The sequence below is a fragment of the Paraburkholderia caribensis genome, from assembly GCF_002902945.1.
Lineage (GTDB): Bacteria > Pseudomonadota > Gammaproteobacteria > Burkholderiales > Burkholderiaceae > Paraburkholderia > Paraburkholderia caribensis.
Genome location: NZ_CP026102.1, coordinates 2,463,358 through 2,488,127 on the forward strand (window position 1 = coordinate 2,463,358; position 24,770 = coordinate 2,488,127).

The 24,770-nt window shown below is 62.7% G+C and carries 27 protein-coding genes; 13 read left to right on the forward strand and 14 right to left on the reverse strand.

The annotated features are described in order from the left end of the window. Nucleotides 1-20: 20 nt before the first annotated feature. From C2L66_RS27665 to C2L66_RS27690, 7 genes are all read left to right on the forward strand, one after another. A complete protein-coding gene (locus C2L66_RS27665) occupies nucleotides 21-431 on the forward strand; it encodes a DoxX family protein (protein WP_054933535.1) in 411 nt (136 codons plus the stop codon). 318 nt (nucleotides 432-749) lie between these two features. Beyond that, nucleotides 750-1,886, forward strand: a complete 1,137-nt coding sequence (locus C2L66_RS27670; RefSeq protein WP_054933534.1) for a porin — start codon at nucleotides 750-752, stop codon at nucleotides 1,884-1,886. Between the two features lie 177 nt (nucleotides 1,887-2,063). Then, nucleotides 2,064-2,198 carry a hypothetical protein gene (locus C2L66_RS42175; protein WP_007731897.1) on the forward strand — a complete coding sequence of 45 codons (135 nt, stop codon included), beginning with the start codon at nucleotides 2,064-2,066 and terminating at the stop codon, nucleotides 2,196-2,198. A 168-nt stretch (nucleotides 2,199-2,366) separates the two neighbouring features. Next, on the forward strand, nucleotides 2,367-3,395 hold the full coding sequence (locus C2L66_RS27675) for a fatty acid desaturase (protein WP_060605138.1): 1,029 nt from the start codon (nucleotides 2,367-2,369) through the stop codon (nucleotides 3,393-3,395). Nucleotides 3,396-3,443: 48 nt separating this feature from the next. Continuing rightward, nucleotides 3,444-3,791 carry a MocE family 2Fe-2S type ferredoxin gene (locus C2L66_RS27680; RefSeq protein ID WP_060605134.1) on the forward strand — a complete coding sequence of 116 codons (348 nt, stop codon included), beginning with the start codon at nucleotides 3,444-3,446 and terminating at the stop codon, nucleotides 3,789-3,791. Next, nucleotides 3,788-5,035, forward strand: a complete 1,248-nt coding sequence (locus C2L66_RS27685) for an NAD(P)/FAD-dependent oxidoreductase (protein WP_060605131.1) — start codon at nucleotides 3,788-3,790, stop codon at nucleotides 5,033-5,035. The genes C2L66_RS27680 and C2L66_RS27685 overlap by 4 nt, the downstream gene beginning before the upstream one ends. Next, on the forward strand, nucleotides 5,032-5,898 hold the full coding sequence (locus C2L66_RS27690) for a sugar phosphate isomerase/epimerase family protein (RefSeq protein WP_060605128.1): 867 nt from the start codon (nucleotides 5,032-5,034) through the stop codon (nucleotides 5,896-5,898). The genes C2L66_RS27685 and C2L66_RS27690 overlap by 4 nt, the downstream gene beginning before the upstream one ends. On the opposite strand, the gene C2L66_RS27695 is transcribed toward C2L66_RS27690, so the two are convergent. Continuing rightward, a complete protein-coding gene (locus C2L66_RS27695; protein ID WP_225033071.1) occupies nucleotides 5,888-6,895 on the reverse strand; it encodes a LacI family DNA-binding transcriptional regulator in 1,008 nt (335 codons plus the stop codon). The genes C2L66_RS27690 and C2L66_RS27695 overlap by 11 nt on opposite strands. A 140-nt stretch (nucleotides 6,896-7,035) precedes the next feature. Between C2L66_RS27695 and C2L66_RS27700 the strand changes: the two genes are divergently transcribed. Next, entirely contained in the window at nucleotides 7,036-7,863 is an 828-nt protein-coding gene (locus tag C2L66_RS27700; RefSeq protein WP_060605126.1) for an SDR family oxidoreductase, read from the forward strand. A gap of 50 nt (nucleotides 7,864-7,913) precedes the next feature. Here the strand turns inward: C2L66_RS27700 and C2L66_RS27705 are convergent, their stop codons facing one another. Next, nucleotides 7,914-8,831, reverse strand: coding sequence for a LysR family transcriptional regulator (locus tag C2L66_RS27705; protein ID WP_054933551.1), 918 nt, complete (start codon nucleotides 8,829-8,831; stop codon nucleotides 7,914-7,916). A 576-nt stretch (nucleotides 8,832-9,407) separates the two neighbouring features. Continuing rightward, nucleotides 9,408-9,911, reverse strand: a complete 504-nt coding sequence (locus C2L66_RS41480; protein ID WP_176056876.1) for a hypothetical protein — start codon at nucleotides 9,909-9,911, stop codon at nucleotides 9,408-9,410. On the opposite strand from C2L66_RS41480, the gene C2L66_RS27715 reads away from it, so the two are divergent. Continuing rightward, entirely contained in the window at nucleotides 9,904-10,422 is a 519-nt protein-coding gene (locus C2L66_RS27715) for a phasin family protein (protein ID WP_054933529.1), read from the forward strand. The genes C2L66_RS41480 and C2L66_RS27715 overlap by 8 nt on opposite strands. Before the next feature lie 114 nt (nucleotides 10,423-10,536). Here the strand turns inward: C2L66_RS27715 and C2L66_RS27720 are convergent, their stop codons facing one another. Together C2L66_RS27720 and C2L66_RS27725 are read right to left on the reverse strand one after the other, a co-directional pair. Next, the gene (locus C2L66_RS27720; RefSeq protein ID WP_060605123.1) at nucleotides 10,537-10,725 is read right to left on the reverse strand and encodes a hypothetical protein; all 189 of its coding nucleotides are present in this window, start codon (nucleotides 10,723-10,725) and stop codon (nucleotides 10,537-10,539) included. Between the two features lie 41 nt (nucleotides 10,726-10,766). Continuing rightward, entirely contained in the window at nucleotides 10,767-11,003 is a 237-nt protein-coding gene (locus tag C2L66_RS27725; protein ID WP_060605120.1) for a hypothetical protein, read from the reverse strand. Nucleotides 11,004-11,190: 187 nt separating this feature from the next. Here C2L66_RS27725 and C2L66_RS27730 point away from each other — a divergent pair, with 187 nt between their 5' ends. Beyond that, nucleotides 11,191-12,258, forward strand: a complete 1,068-nt coding sequence (locus tag C2L66_RS27730) for a hypothetical protein (protein WP_060605117.1) — start codon at nucleotides 11,191-11,193, stop codon at nucleotides 12,256-12,258. A gap of 72 nt (nucleotides 12,259-12,330) precedes the next feature. Here the strand turns inward: C2L66_RS27730 and C2L66_RS27735 are convergent, their stop codons facing one another. Both C2L66_RS27735 and C2L66_RS27740 read right to left on the reverse strand, forming a co-directional pair. Then, a complete protein-coding gene (locus C2L66_RS27735; RefSeq protein WP_063787016.1) occupies nucleotides 12,331-12,669 on the reverse strand; it encodes a DUF4148 domain-containing protein in 339 nt (112 codons plus the stop codon). A gap of 94 nt (nucleotides 12,670-12,763) precedes the next feature. After that, nucleotides 12,764-13,327 carry a TetR family transcriptional regulator C-terminal domain-containing protein gene (locus C2L66_RS27740; protein ID WP_060605114.1) on the reverse strand — a complete coding sequence of 188 codons (564 nt, stop codon included), beginning with the start codon at nucleotides 13,325-13,327 and terminating at the stop codon, nucleotides 12,764-12,766. A 170-nt stretch (nucleotides 13,328-13,497) separates the two neighbouring features. Here C2L66_RS27740 and C2L66_RS27750 point away from each other — a divergent pair, with 170 nt between their 5' ends. Together C2L66_RS27750 and C2L66_RS27755 are read left to right on the forward strand one after the other, a co-directional pair. Further along, nucleotides 13,498-13,881, forward strand: coding sequence for a VOC family protein (locus tag C2L66_RS27750; RefSeq protein WP_060605113.1), 384 nt, complete (start codon nucleotides 13,498-13,500; stop codon nucleotides 13,879-13,881). A gap of 102 nt (nucleotides 13,882-13,983) precedes the next feature. Continuing rightward, complete coding sequence (locus C2L66_RS27755) at nucleotides 13,984-14,739, forward strand: acetoacetate decarboxylase (protein WP_054933523.1); 756 nt, start codon at nucleotides 13,984-13,986, stop codon at nucleotides 14,737-14,739. 28 nt (nucleotides 14,740-14,767) lie between these two features. Here C2L66_RS27755 and C2L66_RS27760 read toward each other — a convergent pair whose 3' ends face one another. Together C2L66_RS27760 and C2L66_RS27765 are read right to left on the reverse strand one after the other, a co-directional pair. Further along, nucleotides 14,768-15,655 (reverse strand): ketopantoate reductase family protein, encoded by an 888-nt coding sequence (locus C2L66_RS27760; RefSeq protein ID WP_060605110.1) that lies wholly within the window; start codon nucleotides 15,653-15,655, stop codon nucleotides 14,768-14,770. Nucleotides 15,656-15,748: 93 nt separating this feature from the next. Next, nucleotides 15,749-16,639, reverse strand: coding sequence for an alpha/beta fold hydrolase (locus tag C2L66_RS27765; protein WP_060607090.1), 891 nt, complete (start codon nucleotides 16,637-16,639; stop codon nucleotides 15,749-15,751). 243 nt (nucleotides 16,640-16,882) lie between these two features. Here C2L66_RS27765 and C2L66_RS27770 point away from each other — a divergent pair, with 243 nt between their 5' ends. Then, entirely contained in the window at nucleotides 16,883-18,217 is a 1,335-nt protein-coding gene (locus C2L66_RS27770) for an MFS transporter (RefSeq protein WP_060605107.1), read from the forward strand. A 17-nt stretch (nucleotides 18,218-18,234) separates the two neighbouring features. Here the strand turns inward: C2L66_RS27770 and C2L66_RS27775 are convergent, their stop codons facing one another. The 5 genes from C2L66_RS27775 to C2L66_RS27800 form a co-directional block, all read right to left on the reverse strand. Continuing rightward, nucleotides 18,235-19,308 (reverse strand): glycosyltransferase family 4 protein, encoded by a 1,074-nt coding sequence (locus C2L66_RS27775; protein ID WP_060605104.1) that lies wholly within the window; start codon nucleotides 19,306-19,308, stop codon nucleotides 18,235-18,237. Between the two features lie 72 nt (nucleotides 19,309-19,380). Further along, the gene (locus C2L66_RS27780) at nucleotides 19,381-20,298 is read right to left on the reverse strand and encodes a glycosyltransferase family 9 protein (RefSeq protein ID WP_060605101.1); all 918 of its coding nucleotides are present in this window, start codon (nucleotides 20,296-20,298) and stop codon (nucleotides 19,381-19,383) included. 1 nt (nucleotide 20,299) lies between these two features. Next, nucleotides 20,300-21,202 carry a glycosyltransferase family 9 protein gene (locus C2L66_RS27785; RefSeq protein ID WP_060605098.1) on the reverse strand — a complete coding sequence of 301 codons (903 nt, stop codon included), beginning with the start codon at nucleotides 21,200-21,202 and terminating at the stop codon, nucleotides 20,300-20,302. Nucleotides 21,203-21,442: 240 nt separating this feature from the next. Further along, nucleotides 21,443-22,297 carry a hypothetical protein gene (locus C2L66_RS27795; protein ID WP_060605094.1) on the reverse strand — a complete coding sequence of 285 codons (855 nt, stop codon included), beginning with the start codon at nucleotides 22,295-22,297 and terminating at the stop codon, nucleotides 21,443-21,445. A 108-nt stretch (nucleotides 22,298-22,405) separates the two neighbouring features. After that, on the reverse strand, nucleotides 22,406-24,685 hold the full coding sequence (locus C2L66_RS27800) for an LPS-assembly protein LptD (RefSeq protein WP_060605091.1): 2,280 nt from the start codon (nucleotides 24,683-24,685) through the stop codon (nucleotides 22,406-22,408). Nucleotides 24,686-24,770 lie beyond the last annotated feature (85 nt).

Below are 24,770 nucleotides of genomic sequence, written 5' to 3' on the forward strand. Positions count from 1 at the left end.
ACATTGAAAGAGGATTGAACATGAACGCCTTTATCGAACAACGCAAGGATGCACTGCTGCTCGTCGCACGCGTGCTATTGGTAGTGCTTTTCGTGCTGTTTGGCTGGAGTAAGCTCACCGGCTTCTCGGGCACCGAGCAATACATGGCGTCGACGGGCGCGCCCGTCCCGGCATTGGCCGCCGTGATCGCGATCGTGATGGAACTGGCCGTTGGCATCGTCATCGCCGTGGGCTTCAAGACGCGCGTGCTGGCACTGCTGCTCGCGCTCTATACACTCGGCACCGCGTTCATCGGCCATCACTTCTGGACGCAGACAGGCATGGAGCAGTACGTCAACATGATCAACTTCTATAAGAACATCAGCATCATTGGCGGCTTGCTGCTGTTGTTCGTGACGGGTCCGGGCAAGTACTCGATCGACCGCGCATAGGCGAATCGAACGGCAACATGAGTGGTCAAGCGGGCGGCCTTCTGGCCGCCCTTTTTCGTTGTTTGCAAAGCAACGCCGTGTACTTTCGGCATGAATGCAACACTCTTGTCATGTTCGCGGCATGGTCGAAATTGATGTGATAAAAGTCCGCGGGCCTGCATGGGATCACGTGCGCACGGACCGATAAGACTTCAAATGGCCGATATGCATCGCGCTTGAATAGCGACACACAAAGACGCGAACACAATTGCGCCACCCGCGCCGCACTACAACAACAAGCTCGTGCAGGGGTTCTCAACATATGAAAAGACAACACCCATGACCAAGCAATTCAAACGGACAGTTACCGCGCTGGGCGCAACGGCCATTGCACTCGCCTGCCAAAGCACATTCGCGCAAAGCTCGGTGACCCTGTATGGCGTCGCGGACGTCGGCATTCGCTATCTCACGCATTCGAATGCCAACAACGACGGGCGCCTGTTCATGACCAACGGCGCCATCACGAACAGCCGTTTCGGCATTAAAGGCTCGGAAGATCTCGGCAATGGACTGAAGGCGATCTTCCAGCTGGAAAGCGGCATCGATCTGCAAAGCGGCGCGCAGTCGGATAGCAAGCGCCTGTTCAACCGCGCCGCCTATGTCGGCCTGTCGAGCAACTACGGCACGCTCACGCTCGGCCGTCAAAAGACGCCGCTGTTCGATCTGCTCGGCGACACGTACGATCCTCTGACTGTCGGCAACTACTTCGAAAACGCATGGCTGCCCGTCGCGCTCGGCGCAGGCCTCTATGCGGATAACGCAGTGAAGTACGACGGCAAGTTCGGCGGCCTGAATGTGAAAGCGATGTACTCGTTCGGCACGAACTCGACGTCGACGGGCGCGGACGGCTTCTCCGGCCAGGTGCCGGGCCACCTCGGCGCGGGCAACATGTACGGCTTCACTGCATCGTATGCATTCGGTGCGCTGAGCATCGGGGCCGGCGTGCAGCAGAACAGCGACAACTCGAACCACAAGCAGACCATCTACAACGCGAATGCCGTCTACGCGTTCAGCACGACGAAGATCTACGTCGGCTATATTCATTCGAAGGACGACACGGGCTTTGTCGACAGCACGCTGTCGCAGCGCGATCTCACACTGGGTGTCGATATCCTGAAGGGCTCGGGCCGCAAGGACGACGGTCCGTTCGCAGGCGTGACGTGGCAAGCCACCCCCGCCTTGCTGCTGACGGGCGCGTTCTACTACGACCACATGAAGAACGCGGCAATTGGCGGCGGCGCGCTGGGCAGCGGCAACCGCTACACGGGCGTGGCCGTTGCTGAATACTCGCTGTCCAGGCGCACGGAAGTGTATGGCACGGTCGATTTCAACAAGGTCACGGGCGCGGCGACGGTCGAACTGCCGGGCACGTCGAACCAGACAGGCGTGTCGCTCGGTCTGCGCACCATTTTCTGATGTAGCGTTACGACATGCGCGCTGCAAGGCGCGCGTGATCGCGATAGCGGGCGGCACGGCTTAACAGGCCATGCCGCCCGTTTCATTTTGTGCGGCGTAGACGATGCATCCCGCACAACTGTGATATACAGGGAAAACCCGTAATTGCAGTTATCACTTTGTAGAGCAGTACCCCGTATGAAACGCATTGCCGCCTTTTGTCTGACGACGTGGTCTGCCGCCGCGCTCCTTTATTTTGGCCAGCACTCGGTTGCGCTCATCGCATTGAGCGGAGTCGTCGTGTTCGGCGGATACGATCTGCTGCGCCCCTAAGCCCCTGTTCCGCTGCGCACTGGCGCGCGCTCGCCGCCACTTGATGGAGAACCATCATTTTTCGGCGTGAGGCTTCGCTCTCCTTCAACTATCTTTGTGCAAACGGAATGTGTCCCTGGCGCGCCGCGCTGATGGGATTCCCGCAACCACAAAAGAAGGAGACGATTCATGCCCTCGACCTCGGCAGTCGACAGCACCACTGCGCCTTCCCCCTCCGATCCCTCCTTCGACGCGCGCATCGCCGAGCAGTGGTATCAGCCGCGCATTCCGCGCGCGGTGCTCAAGGAACTGATAAAACGCGACGACGCAGCGGGCCTGCGCAATTTCATTCCGTGGTTCGCGTTGCTCGTGGCATCCGGCGCGGTCGCCGCCTTCACATGGGGAACATGGTGGGCCGTGCCTGCCTTCTTCGTGTACGGCACGATCTATTCGTCCAGCGACGCACGCTGGCACGAACTGTCGCACGGCACGCCGTTCAAGACGCGCTGGATCAACGACGCGTTCTATCACCTGTCGTCGTTCATGACGATCCGCGAGGGCTACTGGTGGCGCTGGAGCCATGCGCGCCACCACACGCACACGTACTTTCAGACGCGCGACCCCGAGATCCAGGTCACGCGCCCCACCAAAGTGCTGCCCATCGTCGCGGACTTCGCGGGGCTGGTCGGCTGCACGCTCGAAATCGGCAAGGTCGTGCGTCATGCGTTCGGCCGCGTCGATGCCGCCACCGACGCGTTTTTGCCCGCGAGCGAAAAGCCGAAAATGATCTGGTCGTGCCGCATCTATCTGGCTGTCGTGCTCGGCACGATTGCACTCGCGCTCGCGTTGCATAGCTTCCTGCCGCTGATGTTCGTGTGGACGCCGCGCTTCTACGGCGGCTGGTTGCATCAACTGCTCGGCCTCACGCAGCATGCGGGGCTCGCCGTCAACGTGAAGGATCACCGGCTGAACACGCGCACCGTGCACACCAACTTCGTGTTCCGCTTTCTCTACCTGAACATGAACTATCACCTCGAACATCATCTGCTGCCGATGGTGCCGTTCCACGCGCTGCCGCGCCTTCACGACGCGATCAAGGACCAGTTGCCGCCCGCGTACCCGAGCGTGTATGCCGCGTATCGCGAGATGCTGCCCGCGCTGTGGAAACAGCGCAGCGATCCGAAGCACGTGATCGAGCGGACCCTGCCCGCTGCGTGATCGCCGCGACGCCCCGTCAACGCACGAAGAACATTGGAGGAGATAGCCATGAGCGTCGAAACGAATGCAAAGGTGCACTGGATTGCCGCCTGCGCGCCCGACGATATCGACGAGGAAGACGTGATGCGCTTCGATCACGACGGCGCGAGCTACGCGGTCTATCGCATCGCGGAAGGCTACTACGCATCGGATGGCTGGTGCACGCATGAGCACGCGCATCTCGCCGACGGCTTCGTCGTCAATCGCGAGATCGAATGTCCGCTGCATCAGGGGCGCTTCGACATTCCGAGCGGCAAGGCGAAGAGCGCGCCCGTTTGCGTGCATCTGAAGACCTATCCGGTGCGCGTCGAAGACGGCGAGGTGCTGCTCGGCCTTCCCGTGCAGGGCGCATCATGAGTGCACAAGCCGCGATGGTGATTATCGGCGCAGGCCAATGCGGCGTGCGCACGGCAGCCGCGCTGCGCGAGAACGGCTGGGAAGGCGAGATCACGCTGCTCGGCAACGAAGGCTCGGCGCCGTACGACCGGCCGCCGCTGTCGAAGGCCGTGCTGCTCGGCCAACGCAGCACGGCGCAATGCGCGTTCTACGACGACGCGTTCTATCGCGACCAGCGCATCGACTTGCGCGTCGATGCCTGCGTGCAGCAGATCGACCGCGGCGCGCGTAAGGTCGTGTTGCGCGATGCGCGCACGATCGACTATCAACGTCTGCTGATCGCGACGGGTGCCGAGCCGAGGCGGCTCGACGTGCCGGGCGCGAATCTCGATGGCGTGCATCTGCTGCGCACGGCAGGCGATGCCAACGCGCTTGCCGAAGTATTGCAGCCTGCACGGCGCATCGTGATTGTCGGCGCGGGCTTCATCGGCCTCGAAGTGGCCGCGTCCGCTGTGGCGCGCGGCTGTGAAGTGGTCGTCATCGAGGCGGGCGCCCGCGCGTTGATGCGCGCGGTGCCTGAAGTGGTGGCGGGCTATCTGATCGACAGGCATCGCCAGATGGGCGTGCAGTTCCACTTCGGCGCACAGATCGAGCGGCTGCTGGGCAGCACGCGCGTGACGGGCGTGAAGCTCAAGGACGGCACGCAGATCGACTGCGATTGCGTCGTGGTCGGTATTGGCGTGAAGCCGCGCACGGAACTCGCCGAAGCGGCAGGCATCGACGTCGCGGACGGCATCGCCGTCGACGACACCTTGCGCACGAACGACCCGCATATCTTCGCAGCGGGCGACGTGTGCTCGTTTCCCCATCGTCTGTTCAGACGGCGCATCCGGCTCGAATGCTGGAAGAACGCCGAAGATCATGCGCGCATCGTCGCGCGCAACATGCTGGAGCGTGGCGAAACGTATTCGGAAGTGCCGTGGTTCTGGTCGAATCAGTACGACATGACGATCCAGATTGCCGGCCTGCCCGCCTTCGGCGTGGAAAGCGTGGTGCGCGAAACGGGCGACACGTCGCGCATTTTCTTCGCGCTCGACCGCGACGGCGTGCTGGTCGGCGCAAGCGGCGTCGGTAAAGTCAGCGAGATCGCGCGCGATGTACGCATCGCGCAAACCTTGATCGGGCAGCGCGCCTGCATCGACCCTGCCTTGCTCGAAGATCGCAGCGTCAAACTGAAGGGACTCGTCGCCGCGGAGGCGCTATGACGCAACGGCTCGCCGTATATCAGTCGCTGTGGGCGATGGAGCGGCGTCATACCGACGGCTTCGAGCGCACACTCGAAGACAACGTCGCGATGATCGCGCAAGCGGGCTTCGAAGGCGTGAGCACATCGTACGGCTCGCGCGAAGACGTGCGGCGTCTTGCGCCAGTGCTCGCGCAACATGGCCTGCAAGCAGAGGCGCAATGCTTTCCGCGCACTGTCGAAGACCTGTGCCCGATTCTCGAACACGCTGTCGAGTTCGGCGCGCACCATATCGACTTGCAGCCGGACGTGCGGCCGCGCCGTGTCGCCGACGCGCTCGCGCTGATCGACGGCTGGCAGCGGCTCGCGGAACAGGTGGACATTCCCGTCTACATCGAAACGCATCGCGACCGCATGACGACCGATCTGCATTTCACGCTCGATCTGCTCGACGCGCGGCCCGATCTGCGGCTGCTTGGCGATCTGTCGCATTACCTCGTGGGCCGTGAATTCGCGTGGCCCGTGAACGAAGAAAACGAGGCGGCGATGCAACGGATCATCGATCATTCGTGGGCGTTTCATGGACGCGTCGCGAGCCGCGAGCAGGTGCAGATCGAAATTTCTTTCGAGCCTCACCGCATGTGGGTCGATCTGTTCCTGCGCTGGTGGCGCGACGGTTTCGTGTCGTGGCGCAAGCGCGCCGGACCCGACGACACGCTCGTCTTCACCTGCGAACTCGGGCCGAAGCCTTACGCGATCATCGGGCGCGACGGCAACGACACGACGGACCGCTGGGCCGAATCGCGGTTGATGCGCGAATGGATACTCGAAGTGTGGAACGAAGTCGCGCTGGAACCAGCGCCTGCGCTCGACACTAGTCCGTAAGCGGCAGGTTCTCGCGCAGCAGCACCGTCACGGGTATCTGCTGCGCCAACGTCACGCCGGGATCGCGATGATAGTGACGCAGAATTACTTCGATCGAATGCAGCGCTTCGCCTATGGGGTTCTGGTCGAGCACCGCATCGAGCACGCCTTCGATCAGCAAACGCCGCGACGTGTCGTTCAGTTCATGGCCGATCAGCACGGTCTTGTGCACGCGGTCGAGCTTGCGCAACACGTTGCCAATGCCTTCGTCGCCAACCGAGATGTTGTAGATGCCGCGCAGATCCGGATAGCGGCGAAACGCGTCGCGCGTGAGACTTTCGGTGAGCGACGTTTGCTCGCGGCTCTCCACCGTCTCGACGATATCGCAACTCGGAAACCGGCGCCGCAGCACGGAACGAAACCCGCTTTCGCGTTCTTCATGGCCGAGAAAGTCATGCATGCCCGTCATCACGAGCACCTTGCCGCCCGCATCGCCGAGAAAGCGGCCCATCAGTTCGCCGGCGACGCGCCCCGCGCAGCGATTGTCGATGCCGACGTAAGCGAGCCTGCCCGTGCCGGGCAGATCGCTCGCGAGCGTCACAACGGGCATTCTGTGGCTCACGTGCCGCAGCGCCGCCGTGATATCCGGGTGCTCATACGCGACGATCACAAGCGCATCGGCCTTGCGCGTCGCGCGCTCGATCGTCTCGACGACAGCCTGCGGCTCGAGGCTGTCGAAGTACGTGACGGCGCAGATCACACGCTGCGCCTCGAAGGTCTTTTGCGCGAGGTCGAAGCCCTGCTTCAGATGCACGTAATACTGCGCGACAGGCTGCTGCAACAGGATCGCGATGCGCAGCCAGCGCACCGACACAGCTTCGAGCGCGCGATCGATCTTCAGCTTGCGCGCCCATTCGAGCACACGCGTTTCCTTGTCGCGCGAGACGCCGCCGCGCCCGTTCAATACCCGATCGACTGTCGCCTCACTGACACCCGCTGCGCGGGCAATGTCAGTCATGCTCGTCTTGCGGCGGCGCGTATCGGACATGGCTGGCTTGGTTGTAGTCGGCAGATGCGCCATGATCGCATCGACGCCGCGCGGGCAGCAAGCCGAGATATCCACTATCCATCGCAGTACATCGTTGAAGGAGAGAGTGCATGGCGCAATTCGATTCGAAGGTCGCGATCGTCACGGGCGGATCGCAAGGCCTGGGCGCGGCGATTGCCGCTTTGTTCGTCGAACGCGGCGCGCGCGGCGTCGTCATTTGCGGACGCGCGAAAGAAAAAGGCGAAGCCAAAGCGCGCGAGTTGAGCCGCATGGGCGAGACCCATGGTGCAAAGGTCGTGTTCGTGCAGGCGGATCTGGCGAATGTCGATGACTGCCGCAAAGTCGTCGCCGCCGCCGATCAGCACTTCGGCCGCGTCGATGTGCTCGTCAACGCAGCGGCGCTCACCGATCGCGGCACGATACTCGATACCGATCCCGCGCTGTTCGACCGGATGTTCGCGACCAATGTGCGCGCGCCGTTCTTTCTGATGCAGGACACGATACGCGTAATGCTGCGCGAGCGGATCGAAGGCGCGATCGTCAACATCGGCTCGATGTCGGCGATGGCCGGGCAGCCCTTCATCTCCGCGTATTGCGCATCGAAAGCCGCGCTCGCGGCGCTCACGCAAAACACCGCGTATGCGCTGTTGCGCAATCGCATCCGCGTGAACGGGTTGAATCTGGGCTGGATGGCGTCGGACGGCGAAGACCGCATTCAACGCGAGTTTCATGGCGCCGCCGACGACTGGTTAGCACGGGCCGCCGCCGCGCAACCATTCGGCCGTCTGATCGACCCAGCCGAAGCGGCGCGCGCCGTCGCATTTCTGGCCAGCAGCGAATCGGGCTTGATGACGGGCTCGATCGTCAACTTCGATCAGTCGATCTGGGGCGCGTATGAAGATGCGCCGCATCCCGCCGAGCCCATGAAGAACGTTTGAAACGGACCGCCCGCTGTGCTCACGGTGAACGCAGCAGGCAAACGTCCAGGTCAGTCCTGCTTGCTGCGCAGATCGGGATTCTGGTGCGCGATTTCCGATACCCAATCGACAAATGCACGCAGCCGCGAACTGAGATTGCGGCGATGCGGGTAGACCACGGATAGCGGCGTCGACGGGCTCTCGTAGTCGGTGAGAATTTCCGTCAACGCGCCCTGCCGGATCAACTCGGACACCATGAAGCGCGACGGCTGGATGATGCCGTGGCCCAATGCGCCCGCGTTGATATAGACGGAGCCGTCGTTCACGGCGAGCACGCTCTTCATCTGGACTTTCACGACCTCGCCGCCCACGCTGTACTCGAACGGAAAGGTTCTGCCCGAGCGCGCCGATACGTAGTTCACAGCCTGATGCTCGCTGAGTTCCTCGAGCGTCTTCGGCGTGCCGTGCCGTTCCAGATAAGCAGGCGACGCACACGTGACGATGCGCGCGCTGCCGATGCGCTTGGCAACCAGGCTCGATTCTTCGAGCATGCCCATGCGGATCACGCAATCCACGCCGTCCTGGATCAGATCGATATTGCGATCCGCGAGACCGAGGCGCACGTCGATTTCCGGAAAGCGTTGATAGAAGTCGTCGAGCGAAGGCAGCAACAGCGCGCGCGCAAGCGTGCCCGACGTATCGACGCGTATCGTGCCCGCCGGACTTTCCCGCTTGTTCGACAGCGACGATTCGGCATCCGCGACTTCGGCGAGGATGCGCACGCACCGCTCATAAAACAGTGCGCCATCTTCCGTCACGCTCACCTGCCGCGTCGAACGGTTCAACAGGCGCACCCCGACATGCTCTTCGAGCGCCTGAATTGTTCTGCTCACCTTTGCGCGCGGCAAATCGAGCATTTCCGATACCTTCGAAAAGCTGTTCGCGTCCACCACGCGAGTGAAGATCTCCATTGCCTCAAAGCGGTCCATTTCCTGTGCCCTGTCATTGTTTGGCGGCAACACCTGCTGCTGCGGCAGACATTGCCCAATCGAACGGAACGGCGTCAGCACGTTCCGACTGCCGGCTGCGTCTCGCGCGCAGCCTGACGGGTAGAAAAATAGCACGGAGAAAATCGGCACGTGCGAGTAAGGGCGCGAACGGCGGGGCTTTTAGGGGACGCTACGCAGTGTTTCGCGGCTCGCTCCAGTAAAAATCCGGACGCCGGAACGCGGCTCGACAAACGCTGGTGATTAACCAGTTCGATCAATCAGCAAGGCGCCACGTATGATTAATATTATTTATTTCAAACGACCCGAGCGTCATTCATCTTTAAAGCCAGTTTTTATCTATGATTCGCATTCGCGAATTGGACGCGTGGAAAACGTTTTAAAGCATGATCGTGCGTATCAATGCACCCCAAACATCCCGCGCCCGTTGTCCCAAAAGGGTTAGCGGGCAACGGCCAACGTCACGCGGGAAGGTCAGCAGTATTTCCCTGGCCACCTGAATTACACACGCAATACTTGCCGCATATCCGCCGGAACGGTGTACTTTGCCACGTACGGTTAATTCCGATTGAAATTTAAAAAGCAGAGCATTACGATGAGAACCCCGTCGATGCCATAAGCATTGCTCGGACCAAAAAACCTCCAAAACATATTTGCTGGCTGCAAAGGCATTTGCAGATCATTAATGTCAGCAAGCGCAGGCGCTGCGCCTTTCAGGAGATACCCGTGCTGAGCCCACACGAATTTTCGACGCTCATGCTGATCAAGAACGCGACCTCCCAGTCCGATTTTGATCAGGCCGATCTGCTCGCGCTGGCCGACCGCGAGTTCATCACCATTGACCTGCCCGAAGCCAGCGTGACGCCTCGTCTCACGGACCGTGGACACGCGTTGCTCGCGCGCCTGGGTGGCGCGCCCCTGTGAGGCTGCCGGGTCACACTCGGAGAAGCGCCAGGCAACCAGCGGCAACTCCCCTTTGACCAGCGGGCGTCGATCTACGATCACATCGGCGCCAGCCGGATTTTTTGTGCATACAACCTTGCGAGGCCATTCGATGCTCACGACCATCGACGAATTGACTGCTGCACAGAAAGCCGGAGTTCAGACGTTCTTCAACATGACGAACGAGGCGGTCAGCGGCTTTGAGAAACTCGTTCAACTGAACTTGCGCTTCTTGCGCGACAACACGCAGCGCGCGATGAATGCACTCGCCAATGGCGAGGCGCCGGCCATGGCTGCCCTCAGCCGCGGCGACGTGTCGGCGATCGAACGTGCGGCGCTCTATAACCGCCAGGTGTTCGAGATTTTCGCTGGCACGCAGGCCGCGATCGTCCGGCATGCGACGGCGCAATACGAAAAGCAGATCAGCACGGTGCAAGCCGAACTCGGCGACGCTGCGCAGCGCGCGCCGGCAGGCGCCGAGGTCGCGGTGACGGCGATGAATTCGGCCATCACGGCAGCAAACACATTCTATGAAAGTGTCTGGAAAACGGTTCAGCAGGCGGTCCATACGGCCGAGAGCAATGTGAACGTGATGACACGCAGCGCGACGAGTGGCTCGCACGCCGCCTGAACGGGCGACGCGCGACATGCAGTTGTAGGAAACCGGACGCGATCCCCGCGTCAGGCGCATTTTCAGCCCGCTTTCGAGCGGGCTTTTTTTTGTCGTGTGCAGCGCAGGTCTACCTTATTTGAAGCTCGCTTCGCCGTCGCCGGGCGCGGGGCGGCCGTCGGCTTCTTCATCCGGTGATGGCTCGGGCGCGAGCGGGTCCATGTCGGGCGGAATGCCGGGCGCCGGGCGCGGCTGGTCGCCCGGTTCGTCCAGCGGCTGATTGGCGGGATCCGCGAACGGATCAATAGTCGGGTCGGTTTGCATGGCTTGCTCCCTGCTTGGTCCCTTGCTGCTGGTAGGTGGCGCTAGTTGCGTTGCGCGCCCTTCGGCGGTGCGCCCTTCGGCGGTGCGCCCTTCGACTCGCGCGGTACGACGGGCGGTTCGAAATCCGCGTCGGTCGGCGCACCGTGTGCGGCCTTGTCCTTTCGTGTGCTTCCGGCACCTCCCTTCTCATTTGCGTCCCTGTTGCGCGCAGGCATTGGCGCTTCCGGTCCACCCGGTTCGTCCATCGTGTTCGGCTGCTCTGTGGTCGTCGTTTGCATATCGCGCTCCCTGTGATGCGCTGTTCGCCGCGTCATCGCTCTCTGAACAGCAACTAAGCAGCAACGCGTATTCCCATGCAGCGCCGTTGCGTGACTTCGAACGAGGCATGCCACGTGCTCATCGCCACGGACGTCTTTACCTGGGCGCCTCATCCGGCCACGTCACCCTGCATATTTTTCTACTCCGATGAAAAGACTTCATGGCCTCGTCACCTGTTGCGCGCTCACCTTGTTCGCGGGATGCACCAGCATCGGCCCCACGCGTCTGAAAGCGGATCAGGTCGACTATGCGCGCGCGCTCGGCGACGCAAAAAAGCGGGAGATACTCGCGGCCGTCGTCGGGTTGCGTTATGCCGACGCGCCCTCGTTTCTGACCGTCAGCCAGATCATCGCGGCCTACAACGTCGACGCATCCGCGTCATCGACGCTCAACGCAGGCTCGGGCAGCGTGCCGAACTATGCGTCGGCCACGGGGACGTTGTCGTATTCGAACCATCCAACGTTCACCTTCACGCCGACCACGGGCGAAGCGTATGCGCAGGCGTATATCCGTCCACTCGCGCCGTCGCTGGTGCTGCCGCTCGCGGAGGGCGGCATCCCGATCGATCTGCTGTTGCGCATTTCCGCTCAGTCGATAGGCGGATTGCAGAATGGGACCGCCTTAGGCGGCGAAGACAGCGCGGGCTCGCCGCAGTTCTTCCAGCTGATACAGGCGCTGCGGCAGCTGCAGCTGGCGGGCGAACTGAATGTCGAATCGCGCAACGTGAACAATGAGCAGCATGTCTATCTCGTGCTCGGCACGGCCACGACGACGGGCGAGGCCAATGCCGTGCCCGACCTGATGCTGGTGCGCAAGCTTCTGCATCTGAAGGGCAACGCCGGTAACTTTGAGATCGTGTATGGACAGTCGTCGCGCGGCGGCGATCAGATTGCGATCCTGACGCGCTCGGTGCTCGGCATTCTCACCGACCTCGGCGCTCAGGTTCGGGTGCCTCACGACACGATCGATGACGGCTCGACCAAGCCGACCGTCGCGCTCGTCGGCGGCGAAACACGGCCCACGGTCGTCGTGCAAAACGGCGACAAGCCGCCCGCCGATGCTTACGTCGCAGTCCGCTACGGTGCGACAACCTATTGGGTCGAGCGCAACGACTTCGACTCGAAGTACGCCTTCACGGTCGTGCAGAATCTGATGGCGCTTGCTGAAGCCGACACGGCCAGCAAGGCGCCCGTCGTGACGATACCTGCCAACTGACATGCGTTGTAAAACAGGCGGGATGCATAATCATGCGACCCGCCTGACCTCACGTCCTCACACACCCCTGGACTACTGACCGAAGTACACACCCTTCGTGCCGTCGCTGGAACGCGAGCCCATTGGCTGTGATGTGCGGCCGGATGCCGCCGTACCGTTCACCACGCCGCCGTAGCTTTCGCCCTGCCCTTGTTGCTCTGACAAACGGCGCTCGGCGGCTTGCGCGTTAGCGGGATAGTGCGTGCGGTCGCCGTCGCCCGGACGATACCCTTGGCTCTCGACGTTCATCAGGTCCTGCCTCACTTCACCGCGCGTTGCGGGCTGGTTCGGCTGGACAGTCGTTTGTGCAAAAGCCGTAGCGGAAACACCCATGACGGCGGCAAGAATGGCAGCGTGCTTAAGCAGTTTCATGACTTCCTCCATGAAGTAGGTAGTACACCTTCAATGGTGCAAGCGCTGTACCCGCCAACTCTGTGTGAAGTAACCCTCATGCAAGCCGTGTCGATTATTTCTCGAACCGTTTTCGCGTACCCGTCATTGATGCGGCTTTTGGTGCGGTGTGGTTGCGTGCACCACAAATCAGCGCCACACCTTCCGCAGCCGTCGCCCGCAACGAGGCGCGTGAATCGCCCGCGCGCGAACGCAATGCAAGACTATGCAAGATCGCCCATGCGACGCGTGCGAGCACGGCAGCATCCGCGTCGGCTGAAAGCTCGCCGTCTGTCTGGGCGCGCCGGATGCGCTTTTCGAATGCGCGATCGAATAATTTCAGGCCTTGCGCCAATCTGGTGCGCACGCCTTCGTCGACTTTCGATTCGACCACGGCCGTGCCGATCAGAAAACATCCGCGCGGCTCGCCGCCAGCGGGCAGACAAAGCGCATGCTTGTCGCCGAACGCGGCATACAGGCTGGGGCGATTCATACCCGTCGCATCGCTCAGCGTATCGAGCGACGTGCCCGAATAGCCGCCTAGCCAGAATGCATCGGTGGCGTTGCTGAGCGCATCGTCCGCATCGTACGCACGCGGCCGTCCGCGTGCACGCTTCTCACTTTTTGTACTGTCTCGCATACAAATATTGGCACCCCTGATTTTTGTCCACCATGGTACAAAAACCCGCTGTCGATGCGTATTACCATCGCCACATGCAGCGTCCGCATGTGGCCAAAGCATTGGCCGAAGAAACGGCGTTGTATCGTAAAGAACAGGCGCTTCAATAACGAACCACGCGAGGTTTAACGATGCAGGTCAAACGGATCGTCTCGAATGTCCACGCGCAGGACGCGGCGCGCGCGCAGCGCTTCTATCACGAGATTCTCGGCCTCGATCTGCTGATGGATCACGGCTGGATCCGCACCTACGGATCGAACCAGCCGATGACAGTGCAGATCAGCTTCGCGCAGCAAGGCGGCTCGGACACGCCCGTGCCCGACCTGTCGATCGAAGTCGACGACGTGGACGCCGCCTGTAAAGCGATGCAGACAGCCGGCTTTGCGATCGAATACGGCCCCGTCGACGAACCGTGGGGCGTGCGGCGCTTTTATGTGCGCGACCCGTTCGGCAAGCTCGTCAACATTCTCGCGCACCGCGAGGACGCGGGCGCTTACACGGCCCCACCAGATTGACGGGCATTAACGGAAAATTGCCATCGAACGGACACACCGCTGCGCACGCAATCGCTTTACTATTGACGCGCGCAGTGTGCGCTGCCTACCGGGAGAACATCCATGGACCTGGAGTCGATCCGCAAGAACGCGTTTGCAATGCCCGTACACAATCCCGCCTTTCCGCGTCCGCCGTTTCGTTTTGTGAATCGCGAGTACTTCATTATTTCGTACGAATCCGATCCTGATGCGATCGCTGCCGCCGTGCCCGCGCCGCTCAAGCCGGAGAACACGCTGGTGCATTACGAATTTATTCGCATGCCCGATTCGTCCGGATTCGGCGACTACACCGAAAGCGGCCAGGTCATTTCGGTGCGCGACGCGGACGGCCGGCTTGGCAACTACACGCATTCCATGTATCTGGACGACGAAGGCCCGATTGCGGCAGGCCGCGAAATCTGGGGCTTTCCGAAGAAACTCGCGCGTCCGCATATCAGCGTGGACGGCAACGACACGCTGCTCGGCACGCTCGATTACGGCACGCAACGCATCGCGACAGGCACCATGGGTTACAAGCACTGGACGCTCGACATGGAAACCGAGCGCGCGAAACTCGCCGACACGCCGAACTATCTGTTGAAGGTGATCCCGCATGTCGACGGGACGGCGCGCGTGTGCGAGCTGGTGCGCTTCTTTCTGCGCGACGTGACGGTGCTCGGCGCGTGGGCGGGACCGGCCGCGCTCGAATTGCGGCCCCATGCGCTCGCGCCCGTCGCGGATCTGCCCGTACGGCGCGTGGTCGGCGCGCGCCAGGTCGTCGCCAATCTCACGCTCGATATCGGCGAAGTCGCGTTCGACTATCTGGCGAACGCCGGATAGCGAATAGCAAGGCGGCACGCACCGTTCGCTACTTGCCTTCGATCAGCTTGACGAGCGTATGCAGCAGGCGGTTCGACGGCGTGGCAACGCCGAGCGCGTCGCCACGCCGCACGATCAGTCCGTTCAGGTGATCGATCTCGCTGCGCTTGCCGCGCGACAAATCCTGCGCCGTCGATGAATACTGCCCAGGCATTGTCTCGGCAATCATCCGTACGGCCTTGTCGATGTCGCCGGGAATCGTGACGCCATCGGCCTTCGCGACAGCGAGACACTCGCCGACGATGTCGCGCATCACGGTTGCCACGCCCTCGCCTTTCACGAGCCGGCCATAAGGCAGCTGCGTGATCGCCGACAACGCGTTGTAAGCGCAGTTGAGGATCAGCTTTGCCCACAGAGCGCCGCGCACGTTGTCGGAGATTTCGGTGGGCACGCCTGCCGCGATCAGCGCCTGCGCAACCTCGGCGCTCGCGCTGGACGGCTCGATCACCAGTTCGCCGCGTCCATGATGCCGCACGTGCCCCGGCCCGGCCATTTCCGTCGCGACATAGACGACGGCGGCCGCCACTGGCTGCGCAATCACCTTGCGCACTTCGTCGGCGTTTTCGACGCCGTTCTGCAGCGACAGCACGAGCGTATCGGCGGCGAGAAACGGCTTGATTTCCAGCGCCGCGCTGTGCGTGTCCGTCGATTTCACGCAGAACAGCACGAGCTTCGCGCCCTGCACCGCACTTGCCTGGGTGCTTGCGGCGAGGGGAATGTGCTCGTCGAACGATTGTGCCTGCAGACGCAGGCCGCTCGTTTCGATCGCCTCGACGTGTTGCGGGCGTCCGATCAATACCACTTCATGTCCCGCGCGCGCCAGCATGCCGCCGTAGTAGCAGCCCACCGCGCCCGCGCCCATCACGGCGACTTTCATATCAACGCTCTTGTGTACGGAATCGAAGCTTCAAAACTTACCACACGCTGCGTGCCGGAGGGCCGAACACGGTCATGACGACATGCGCTTTCATCAGGCGCGCGTTCGCACGGCGAGCAATGCGTCGGCGAATGCGGCGGGCGCCTCTTGCGGCAGATTGTGGCCTGCGCCGTCGATCACGCGGTACTCGTACGGCCCCGTGAAATGCGCCGCATGATGCGCGGTCCCGCCGATTCCCATCACGCCGTCGGTGCTGCCGTCGAGCGCGATCGTCGGCACGGGGATGGACGGCTGCGCGGCGAGCAGCCGTTCCATCGCGTCGTAGCGCGGATCGCCCGCCACCAATGCAAAGCGATGCCGGTACGAATGAATCACGACGTCGACGAAATCCGGATGATCGAACGATGCTGCCGTGCGCGCGTAGCACGCGTCGTCGAAACGCCAGGTGGGCGACCAGAGCGTCCATAGCAGACGGCACAGCGCGCGGCGGTTTTCAGTGAGGCCAGCACGGCCGCGCTCGCCGTGAAAATAGTATTGATACCAGTGACGCAGTTCGTTTTCCGGCAGCGCAGGCCTGCCTGACGCCGCGATGTCCTGGATGTTGTAGCCGTTGACCGTCACGAGCCCCTGCACGCGCTCTGGATAAAGCGCCGCGACGATACACGCGGCGCGCCCGCCCCAGTCGTAGCCGCCGAGCAACGCGCGTTCGATCTGCAATGCGTCGAGCAGCGCGAGCAGATCGGCGCCGAGCGCCGCCTGCTGGCCGGAGCGCGGCGTGGTGGAGGCAAGGAAGCGCGTCGGCCCGTAGCCGCGCAGGTACGGCACGATCACGCGCGCGCCTTGCGCGGCAAGCAGTGGCGCGACTTCATCGTAGGCGTGAACGTCGTACGGAAAACCGTGCAGCAGCACGACGGGCCAGCCTTCGGGCTGACCGGATTCCTCATAGGCGATGTCCAGCAGTTCGGTGCTCACGTGCTTCGGCATGATCGGCGGCTCCTTTTCAGGCGACCTACAGACGACGTTCGGGGCGCAGCGAGCGTTCATGGTAGCGCCGTCGCACGAATCGCGCTGCGCGCTTGCCGCGCGCAAAAGAAGGTCGCTTTACAGCAAACCAATGTCGTATTCTTGCCATGCCAGCCGTCCAGCCGCCCGCTACATTCGATCAGACGAAGCCCCGCAAACCGTCGCAATCCGGGTGCCGCGCGAGACGAACCACACCGAGCAAGAATGAAACAGGCACACGATCCGGCGACCCAGCCGTGCGGCGCATTCCCTCTGCACAACACGCCACCCGTCGCCGATTTCGTCGACAGCGGCCCCGCCCTCGGTACGCCTGTCACGCCCGTGCCCGCGCCGCCTTCCGTCGGCAGCCTGCGCGCCACTGCCATCCTGCTGCTCGGCTACGCGATCCTCATCACGGGCAACGGCCTGCTCGGCACGCTGATCTCGCTGCGGCTCATCCAGCAGCAGGCGCCGTCGATCGTCGTCGGCGTCGTGCAGTCCGCGTATTACGTCGGCTTCATGCTGGGCGCCGTGTATGGCGGCTCATTGATCGGGCGCGTCGGCCATCACCGCGCGTTCGTCACCTTCGCGGCGGCGTCCGCCTGTTGCGCGCTCGGCTACGCAGTGTGGGACGCGGACGCGGTCTGGGTGGCGCTGCGCTTCATCACGGGCTTTTGTCTCGTCGGCATTTTCACCGTGGTCGAAAGCTGGTTGCATCAGGTCGCGAGCAACGCGCAGCGCGGGCGCGTGTTCTCCGCCTATCTGATCACGAACTATCTCGGCGTCGGCATTGGCCAGTTTCTGATTGGCCTCGCGGACCCGGCGGGCTTCGAACTGTTCAGCGCGGTCGCCGCGCTGTTCACCGCGTCGCTGATTCCCGTTGCGCTGGCGGGCACGGCACCCGGCCTGATCGCCGCGCACGACACTCATGCGGGTGCTTCCTGCGGCGCGCGGCTCGCGCGCGGCCTGTCGGGCTTGCAGACCATCTACCGATGGGCGCCGCTCGGCGTCGTCGCATGCCTCGCGGCGGGCCTGCTCAACAGCGCGTTCTACACGATGCAGCCGGTGTTCATGTGGCGCGTCGGCTATTCGGTGCCGGACGTGTCGCATTTCATGGGCTTCGCGCTGCTCGCCGCGCTCGTGCCGCAGTGGCCCGTCGCGCGGCTCGCCGATCTGTTCGACCGGCGCAAGGTGCTGCTGTGCCTCGCGGCGCTCGCCGGGTCGCTGAGCGTCGTGCTGTTCATGCTGCGCGACGGCGTGCTGATCGAAGCATTCGGTTATCTGTATGTCGCCGTGGCGTTCTCGATGTATGGCGTCGTCACGTCGTATGTGAACGACTGCGTTCCCGCCGACGAGCGGATCGCCGTCAGCGCGGGCCTGCTGCTGATCTTCTCGCTCGGCGCGAGCGGCGGGCCAACGCTCGCGTCGGCGATGATGGCGGTCGCCGGGCCCGCCGGTCTCTATCTCTTCACGGCTCTCGTGATGGGCCTGCTCGCGCTGCTGACGCTGCGCGACCTGTGCACGAAGACGCCGGCGCGGCGCGTCGCCGACGCGCATTAGGCTTTCCTTCCTGCCGTCTACACGTGGTCCGATCCCACCTGATCCGCCAGCGCAAGCAGATCCGACACATGCCGCGCGATGCACGGGTCGTACAGCACCGCATCGCCTGAGAACGTCGACCGCGCGTGCCGTGCTTCCCGCGCGCTGCGCACCGCGTCCGTCAGCACACGGCGCAAGCTGTCGACGTCGTTCGGCGCGAACACGAGCTTGGCCTGCGGCGCGATCACATCGTGGCAACCGATATTCGACGACAGGATCACGGGCGTGCCGCACATCGCCGATTCGACGCCGACGAGACCGAACGGCTCGTAGCTCGACGCGAGAATCGTATAGTCGGCTGCACGGTAGCCGTCTTCGATCGCGTTCACGTAGCCGATATAGCGCAGCCGCTGCGACGTGCGTTCGGGCGGACGCCCTGCCACCGCGACCACGACGGGCAGATCGAGATCGCGCAATGCGGCTTCGATCAACGGCAGTCCCTTGCGCTCGTGACTGCTCGACGGAAACAGCAGCACGATTTCGCCGTCGGCAAAACCGAGACGCTTGCGCAATGCGCGCCGCTCGTCGTCGGTGACGGGCGAGAAGCGGCCGTTGTCGACGGGCGGATACAGCACGCGGATCTTCGCGTCGTCGACGCCGTACAGCAACCGCAATTCGTCGCGCATCTGCGGCGAATGCGCGACGACAAAGCGTGCGCGCCGATATTGACGGCGCTCCAGCGCAATCTGGCGGCGATCGAAGAACGACGGCGCGCGCCTCGTCGCGCTGAGAAAGCCCAGATGCGTGCCGCCGCAAATCGCGATCTCCGATGCTTCGACGCGATTGCAGCCGATCAGCACGTCCACTTTTGCGTCACGCCGCATCGCGCTCAGGCGCCGCGAAAACCATTCGTCCCGCCACTTCCCGGGCAGGAACGACACGTTGATCCGATGCGGTTCGACGAGGCGGCTTTCCGGCAACTTCGGATCGAACGCGCGGCCGAACACGGCCAGCTTGATCCCGGCCGCGACGAGTCCCCGTGTCACCTCGATCGCATAGCGTTCGAGGCCCCCGCTGTACTTCAGTGCATTGCACGACAATCCGATTTTCATGCTTTTTGTTCGATCACCAAACGGCACTGGCAAGTCATCGCGCTTCCGATGTCAGGACACATCGCGCGTTCTTTAGCCCTGCTCCGCCAATTGCCTGAACACAGCGACAACGCGTCGACACGTCAGCGCCTCGCGCCAGAACTTTTCCTTCAGCCGCGCCGTCGGCAGCCATTGCCACGGCAACACGACGCGCACGGTGCCCCACGCCGGACGCCAGCGCTCCGCCACGGCCCGGCGGCGGAACAGGCTGATGGTCGGAACGGACAGATTCGATGCCAGATGGCCGATACCCGAATCGTTGCCGATGAACCAGCCCGACTCATACAGCCAGCACGCGAGCGCATGCAGATCGTCGAATGCGGGCGCGGCGATGCCGAGCCTTTCCAGGTCGCTCCAGCGTGCCCGCTCGTTGGGTGCGATCACGAAGCACACTTCGTAACCGAGCGCCTGCAGGCGCCTCGCCAGCGTAATGAAACGCGCGCGCGTCCAGCGCTTGTCGTCGGTGCTGGCCTCGGGATGAATCACGACACGATGCCGATACCGCCGGTGCTTCAGCGTCGCGGGCGCCGTGATGCCGTTCTCAGTCGTGCCCGTGACGATACCGAAGCGTGTACGGCAAAAATGCGCGAAGCGCTCCGCCATGCAGCCGGGCGCATCGGCGTACTCGATATCGTGCAGATCGATCACATGGGGATGCGCGCCCGCAAGATGCGCAAACGGCTGATGCCGATGCATTTGCAGAACGGCATCGAATGTTTCGAGGCGTGTTGCGCAGTCCGCCTCGCGTGGCAGCGGATGAATCTCGACATGCGGAAACCAGTGCCGCAGCGCGAAAATCGGCGTGCCGAACACGCAGACGTCGATACCGCTTGCGCGCAGGTTCTGCACGATCACCATCGAAACCAGCGAATCGCCGATTGCATTCGACATCACAAACGCGACTCGCCTGATCGACGCGAGGCGCACGCTGTCCGGCATTGTCACGTCCACGTCAGGCGGCCTCGTGTTGCAATTGCTGGAATGCGCGCAGCACCTGATTCACCGACAGCGCGTACTTCCAGCCGCGTTCCTTGAGCCGTCCCGTCGGCAGCCACGCGCCGCCAACCAGCACCTTGCCCGCGCCCCAGCCCGGACGCCACGTGCGCGCGATGCCGCGGCGCATGAAGAGCGACAGCGTCGGCACCCGAAGGCACGACGCAAGATGACCAATGCCCGAATCGTTGCCGATGAACCAGCCGCTTTCCACGAGCCACGCGGCGACGTTATCGAGCGTGCCGAGGCGCGGCAAGCCAATACCGTGCTGTTGCACGTGTTCCCAGTCGGCACGCTCTTCGTCGGTCACGATGAAATGCGGCTCGAAGCCCTTTGCTTTCAGCGCCAGCGCAAGGCGCACGAAACGCGGCGCGAGCCAGCGCTTGTCGGGCGTGCTGGCCGTCGGATGAATTGCCACGCGCAATGGGTGCTTGCGATGAACCAGCCCTGCCGGAACCGCGAGGCCATTGCCAGGCTCCGCGTGCTGCAGACGCAGCGACTCGCGGCAGAACTGCGCGAGGCGGGCCGCCATCGGTTCCGTCGAAGGCGCGCGGCACAAATGCTCCAGCACCAGCACGTCCGGATGGCGCTGCTCGAGGCGCGGCACCGGGCGGTTGGCGTGAAGCTGGATGATGGTATGGAATGGGCGCAGCCGCGCGTCGACCTCGTCGTCGCGCAGGGCAGGCTGGATATCGATGCCGGGAAACCAGTCGCGCAACGCCTGCATGTGCTGACTGAACACGGTGACTGTCTTGCCGCTCAATTGCAGATTGCGCGCGACGGTCATCAGCAGCAGCGAATCACCCAACGCCGGCGACGTCGTCACCGCTACGTTCAAAGCCGAATCGTTGGCGTGCTGCATGGTTGTTGCTCTCGGTGAATGACGTGGACCTGGCGTCGCGCGTCGACGTATGCGATCGCAGCGCATTATAGGTTTGGGCCTGTCACGCAGGATTTGTGTAATCTTTCCGACTATTACGCCGCAAGCGCCGCATGCCGCAACAGCCCGTGCGGCGCGCCGCCGAATCGCGCCGGCCACGCCCATGTCTTACGCGGCAAAGAATCTGAAAGCATGATCGACGTGTGAGAGCGGCAGTCATGTTCAGCCCGTCCGCTTTGCGTCACCGTTGTAGTAGCCCAGGTCCGTTTCCGACAGAAGACGCTTCATGTGCGGCCCGTGCGTGTGCAGCCCGGCGGCTTGCAGCCATTCCTTCTTGCCGCGCAAGCGGTCGAATGCGTCGTGACGGGGCGCGTCGGCCGCACTCGGCCAGTGATGACAGACGAGACTCAACGACTCGCAAACATCCCTGAAATCCGGGTGCACGGGCTCGCGTTCGTCCATGCCGAGCACGGCGCGTCGCCCGAAGCGTCGAATCACGCCTTCGTACAGCCGCTTTTCGAGGACGTCCTGGTCGCCGGGTTGCAATGAACGGATGACGTCGAGCATCGCGGGCGTGCTCTTCGCGATGAAGAACTGGGTGGACAGGGATTTGCGGTCGCGTATGCCGTAACGCGAGCCGCACCGTCGCAACCACCGCGCGAGGCGCGCGCGCAGCCTTCTACCGATGTCATCCGAACGGCGCCATTCCGGCACGCGGTCGGTGCTCCACGACGATGCCGCGACCAGCGCGTGCGGCGATTTTTCGAGCCGCTCCAGATAACGCACGATCACGTTCTGGTCAAAGATCCACGTGTCGGCTTCGAGGTGGATGACGTAATCCGCATTCAGCTTCGTGACGGCTGTTTCGATCGACGCAACGAGCAGATCGTGCGCGCCGCGCGTCAGCGGCTTCGGCTCGCGCATGACCAGAATGTCTTCGATGTAGCGCGTATAGCTCGAATCCGCGCACGCATGCACGATGGGCCACTTGCGCGGCCAGTTCAGCTTGATGATCTCCATCGAAATGCGCGCGCAATCGGTGCGATTGAACGAGGTCAGGCAAACGGCGACTTGCATGTTCGAATAGCGTCTTCAAGAAGCGTCACATACTGCATCAGATTCGCACGGGAATTCGCACCCGCTCCTCGCGCGTGTCTTACATAATATTTCCGCCGCCGCGCACGGTCATTGATATTCGCTAAAGCGCGAAACAGGTGCCGCTTCGGCAGGCGCCGACGAATAGCCGGGCACGTCCGCCTTGAACTGATCGAGCAGACCGCGGTCGGTGCGCGACAAGCCCTTCAACTGAAGTTGCATCAGCACCCGCGTACCCGTGCTCGGCGAAGTGCTGCCCGTCGCGTTCGTGTACTTTTCCAGCGCGAGCGCGAGCGACCAGCATTGCGCGTCGTATTGCAGCCCCAGCAGGCCCGCGATCAGACGGTGTGTGCTCATGTCGTAATTGACGCGCGCGACGCTCGCCAGGTTCTTTGCGAGCGGCCATTGCCCCGACACGATGAACTGGTTCACGGGTTGAAAGTCCAGCGTCGTGTTGGCGCGCGTGTACCGGTAGGCGATATTGAGCACATGTGCCGTCGCCGGCGACCACGCAAGGCCGATCGATCCTTGCGTCAGATAGTTGTTCGCCTGGCTGTACTGCAACGCGTTCTCTACATTGATACCCGCGCCGACCTTGATTGAACTGCCGGCGATCAAGCTGGTCCGCGCGACATTCGCCGTGTCTTCCGTGTCGTAGAGCGTCACGCGTGGTTGCCTGAAATCGTAACGCTGCGCGATCACGAAGCGCGCGCGTTCGTCGCCCGTTGCCGCGTCGATCAGGCGCGACGTCAGCGCGGCCGTCAGGCGGCTTTCGTCGGACACGCGGTCGTTGCCGGCAAATGCGTTGTCGCTGAAAAGTTCGCCCAGACCGAAGTCCGCTTCCGTGGTGTCGAAGAGTGGCGCATAAGTCTGGTTGCGATAAGGCGTATACACGTAAAAGAGCCGGGGCTCCAGCGTCTGGATGTACGAGCTTCCCCAGATGCGCACCGCGCGCTCGAACGTCATGCCCGAGTCCAGACTCAAGGTCGGGATGTTCACGTTCACGTTGCGTGGCTGTCCTGCGGGCGCGTCGGACGCGATCGAAGTCAGATTGTACGAAGCGAAGTGCCATTTGATCTTTGGCGTGAAGAACCAGCCTGGCCGGACGATCGGATAGCTGACGAAAGGATTGAACACGAAGCGCGTGCCTTGCGTTGCATCGTCCGATGAAAGCGTGAAGCGCGTTGCGTCCGCCTCGAATCCATAATCGAAGCCACCGGCGTCGTATCGGTTGTAGCGCACGTTGAGCTGCGGCTCGCGGTTATAGGTCGTATCGCTGGAAAAGGACTGCCAGTGCTGCTCGCGCGCGAGCACGGTCCAGGGTCCGCTGTTGTATGTGAGACCCGCTTCCTGCTGATACAGCGTAGTCGAAGTGGTCGGAAACGCGCTGCCCGAGCCGAGATCGGTCGACACGTTGGCATCCGAGACACGGTTGTAATTGACGTACGCACCGAAGCCGGAGCCGATATTCCACACGTGATCCAGATCGATCGAATAGCGGCGCTCGTGAGTCGTGATGTCGTTGGGCAAGTAGGCAATCGACAGCGAACCGGACGACGCGCTCGTCAGATACCGGTAGTCCGCGCTCAGCATTGCGCCGCGCTTCGACATGTAGCGCGGCGCAATGGTCAGGTCGTAGTTCGGCGCGATGTTGAAGTAGTAAGGAACGGTGATGTCCACGCCGTTCTTCGAACTCATCGACCATGTCGGCGACAGCAGGCCGCTGCGGCGCGCGCCGTCTAGCGGGAACGATAGCCACGGACTCGCGAGCAATGGAATGTTCTGAAAGAACAGCACGCCATTGCGCGCGACGCCTTCATCGGCGCCACGGTCCATCGTGAATTGAGACGCGCGGATATACCACGCCGGATTCGTCTCGCACGCACAGGTGCTGTACGTGCCGTCTTCGATCTTCGAACGCTCGTTGTCGAGCAGGTCGGCACGCTTGCCGCTGCCCCATCCGCCGTTCAGGTAGAAGTGGTATCTGGGTTGTGCAATGAAACCTGCGCTCGCGTTCACGCGCAACTGGCTGAACGGTCCGTCGAACACGTCGCCCTTCGAAACAATGCGCACGCTGCCATATGCATCGGCGACGTCGTAGTCGGGATCGTAGTGCAGCGCATCGCCTTGCACGACGAAACCATAGCGGCGCAGCTCGGCTGCGCCCTTGAGCGACAGGTCGCTATCGACGGTGCCGGTGACGGACTCGCCCAATGCGATCGTTGCCGGATTTGCATCGGGCGGGTTGGGTGTTTCGGTGAGCTGCGGTGCGATGCGCAAGCTCCATGCATCGGAGAGACGTTCGGCATCGGCCGCGTCGCCGGCGAGTTGCGCGTTAACCTGCAGCGGCGCCAGCAGGCTGAGCACCAATGCGGCAATGGGCCTGATAGCGAGGCCCTGGACTTCTCGACGGAATATCAAAGCGGAATCGTGGCGTCTGATTGACGGGCGGACG

Coding starts and splice junctions, on each gene's coding strand:
- C2L66_RS27665 (WP_054933535.1), top strand. CDS start 21: ATGAACGCCTTTATCGAACAACGCAAGGATGCACTGCTGCTCGTCGCA.
- C2L66_RS27670 (WP_054933534.1), top strand. CDS start 750: ATGACCAAGCAATTCAAACGGACAGTTACCGCGCTGGGCGCAACGGCC.
- C2L66_RS42175 (WP_007731897.1), top strand. CDS start 2,064: ATGAAACGCATTGCCGCCTTTTGTCTGACGACGTGGTCTGCCGCCGCG.
- C2L66_RS27675 (WP_060605138.1), top strand. CDS start 2,367: ATGCCCTCGACCTCGGCAGTCGACAGCACCACTGCGCCTTCCCCCTCC.
- C2L66_RS27680 (WP_060605134.1), top strand. CDS start 3,444: ATGAGCGTCGAAACGAATGCAAAGGTGCACTGGATTGCCGCCTGCGCG.
- C2L66_RS27685 (WP_060605131.1), top strand. CDS start 3,788: ATGAGTGCACAAGCCGCGATGGTGATTATCGGCGCAGGCCAATGCGGC.
- C2L66_RS27690 (WP_060605128.1), top strand. CDS start 5,032: ATGACGCAACGGCTCGCCGTATATCAGTCGCTGTGGGCGATGGAGCGG.
- C2L66_RS27695 (WP_225033071.1), bottom strand. CDS start 6,895: ATGACTGACATTGCCCGCGCAGCGGGTGTCAGTGAGGCGACAGTCGAT.
- C2L66_RS27700 (WP_060605126.1), top strand. CDS start 7,036: ATGGCGCAATTCGATTCGAAGGTCGCGATCGTCACGGGCGGATCGCAA.
- C2L66_RS27705 (WP_054933551.1), bottom strand. CDS start 8,831: ATGGACCGCTTTGAGGCAATGGAGATCTTCACTCGCGTGGTGGACGCG.
- C2L66_RS27715 (WP_054933529.1), top strand. CDS start 9,904: ATGCTCACGACCATCGACGAATTGACTGCTGCACAGAAAGCCGGAGTT.
- C2L66_RS27720 (WP_060605123.1), bottom strand. CDS start 10,725: ATGCAAACCGACCCGACTATTGATCCGTTCGCGGATCCCGCCAATCAG.
- C2L66_RS27725 (WP_060605120.1), bottom strand. CDS start 11,003: ATGCAAACGACGACCACAGAGCAGCCGAACACGATGGACGAACCGGGT.
- C2L66_RS27730 (WP_060605117.1), top strand. CDS start 11,191: ATGAAAAGACTTCATGGCCTCGTCACCTGTTGCGCGCTCACCTTGTTC.
- C2L66_RS27735 (WP_063787016.1), bottom strand. CDS start 12,669: ATGAAACTGCTTAAGCACGCTGCCATTCTTGCCGCCGTCATGGGTGTT.
- C2L66_RS27740 (WP_060605114.1), bottom strand. CDS start 13,327: ATGCGAGACAGTACAAAAAGTGAGAAGCGTGCACGCGGACGGCCGCGT.
- C2L66_RS27750 (WP_060605113.1), top strand. CDS start 13,498: ATGCAGGTCAAACGGATCGTCTCGAATGTCCACGCGCAGGACGCGGCG.
- C2L66_RS27755 (WP_054933523.1), top strand. CDS start 13,984: ATGGACCTGGAGTCGATCCGCAAGAACGCGTTTGCAATGCCCGTACAC.
- C2L66_RS27760 (WP_060605110.1), bottom strand. CDS start 15,655: ATGAAAGTCGCCGTGATGGGCGCGGGCGCGGTGGGCTGCTACTACGGC.
- C2L66_RS27765 (WP_060607090.1), bottom strand. CDS start 16,639: ATGCCGAAGCACGTGAGCACCGAACTGCTGGACATCGCCTATGAGGAA.
- C2L66_RS27770 (WP_060605107.1), top strand. CDS start 16,883: ATGAAACAGGCACACGATCCGGCGACCCAGCCGTGCGGCGCATTCCCT.
- C2L66_RS27775 (WP_060605104.1), bottom strand. CDS start 19,308: ATGAAAATCGGATTGTCGTGCAATGCACTGAAGTACAGCGGGGGCCTC.
- C2L66_RS27785 (WP_060605098.1), bottom strand. CDS start 21,202: ATGCAGCACGCCAACGATTCGGCTTTGAACGTAGCGGTGACGACGTCG.
- C2L66_RS27795 (WP_060605094.1), bottom strand. CDS start 22,297: ATGCAAGTCGCCGTTTGCCTGACCTCGTTCAATCGCACCGATTGCGCG.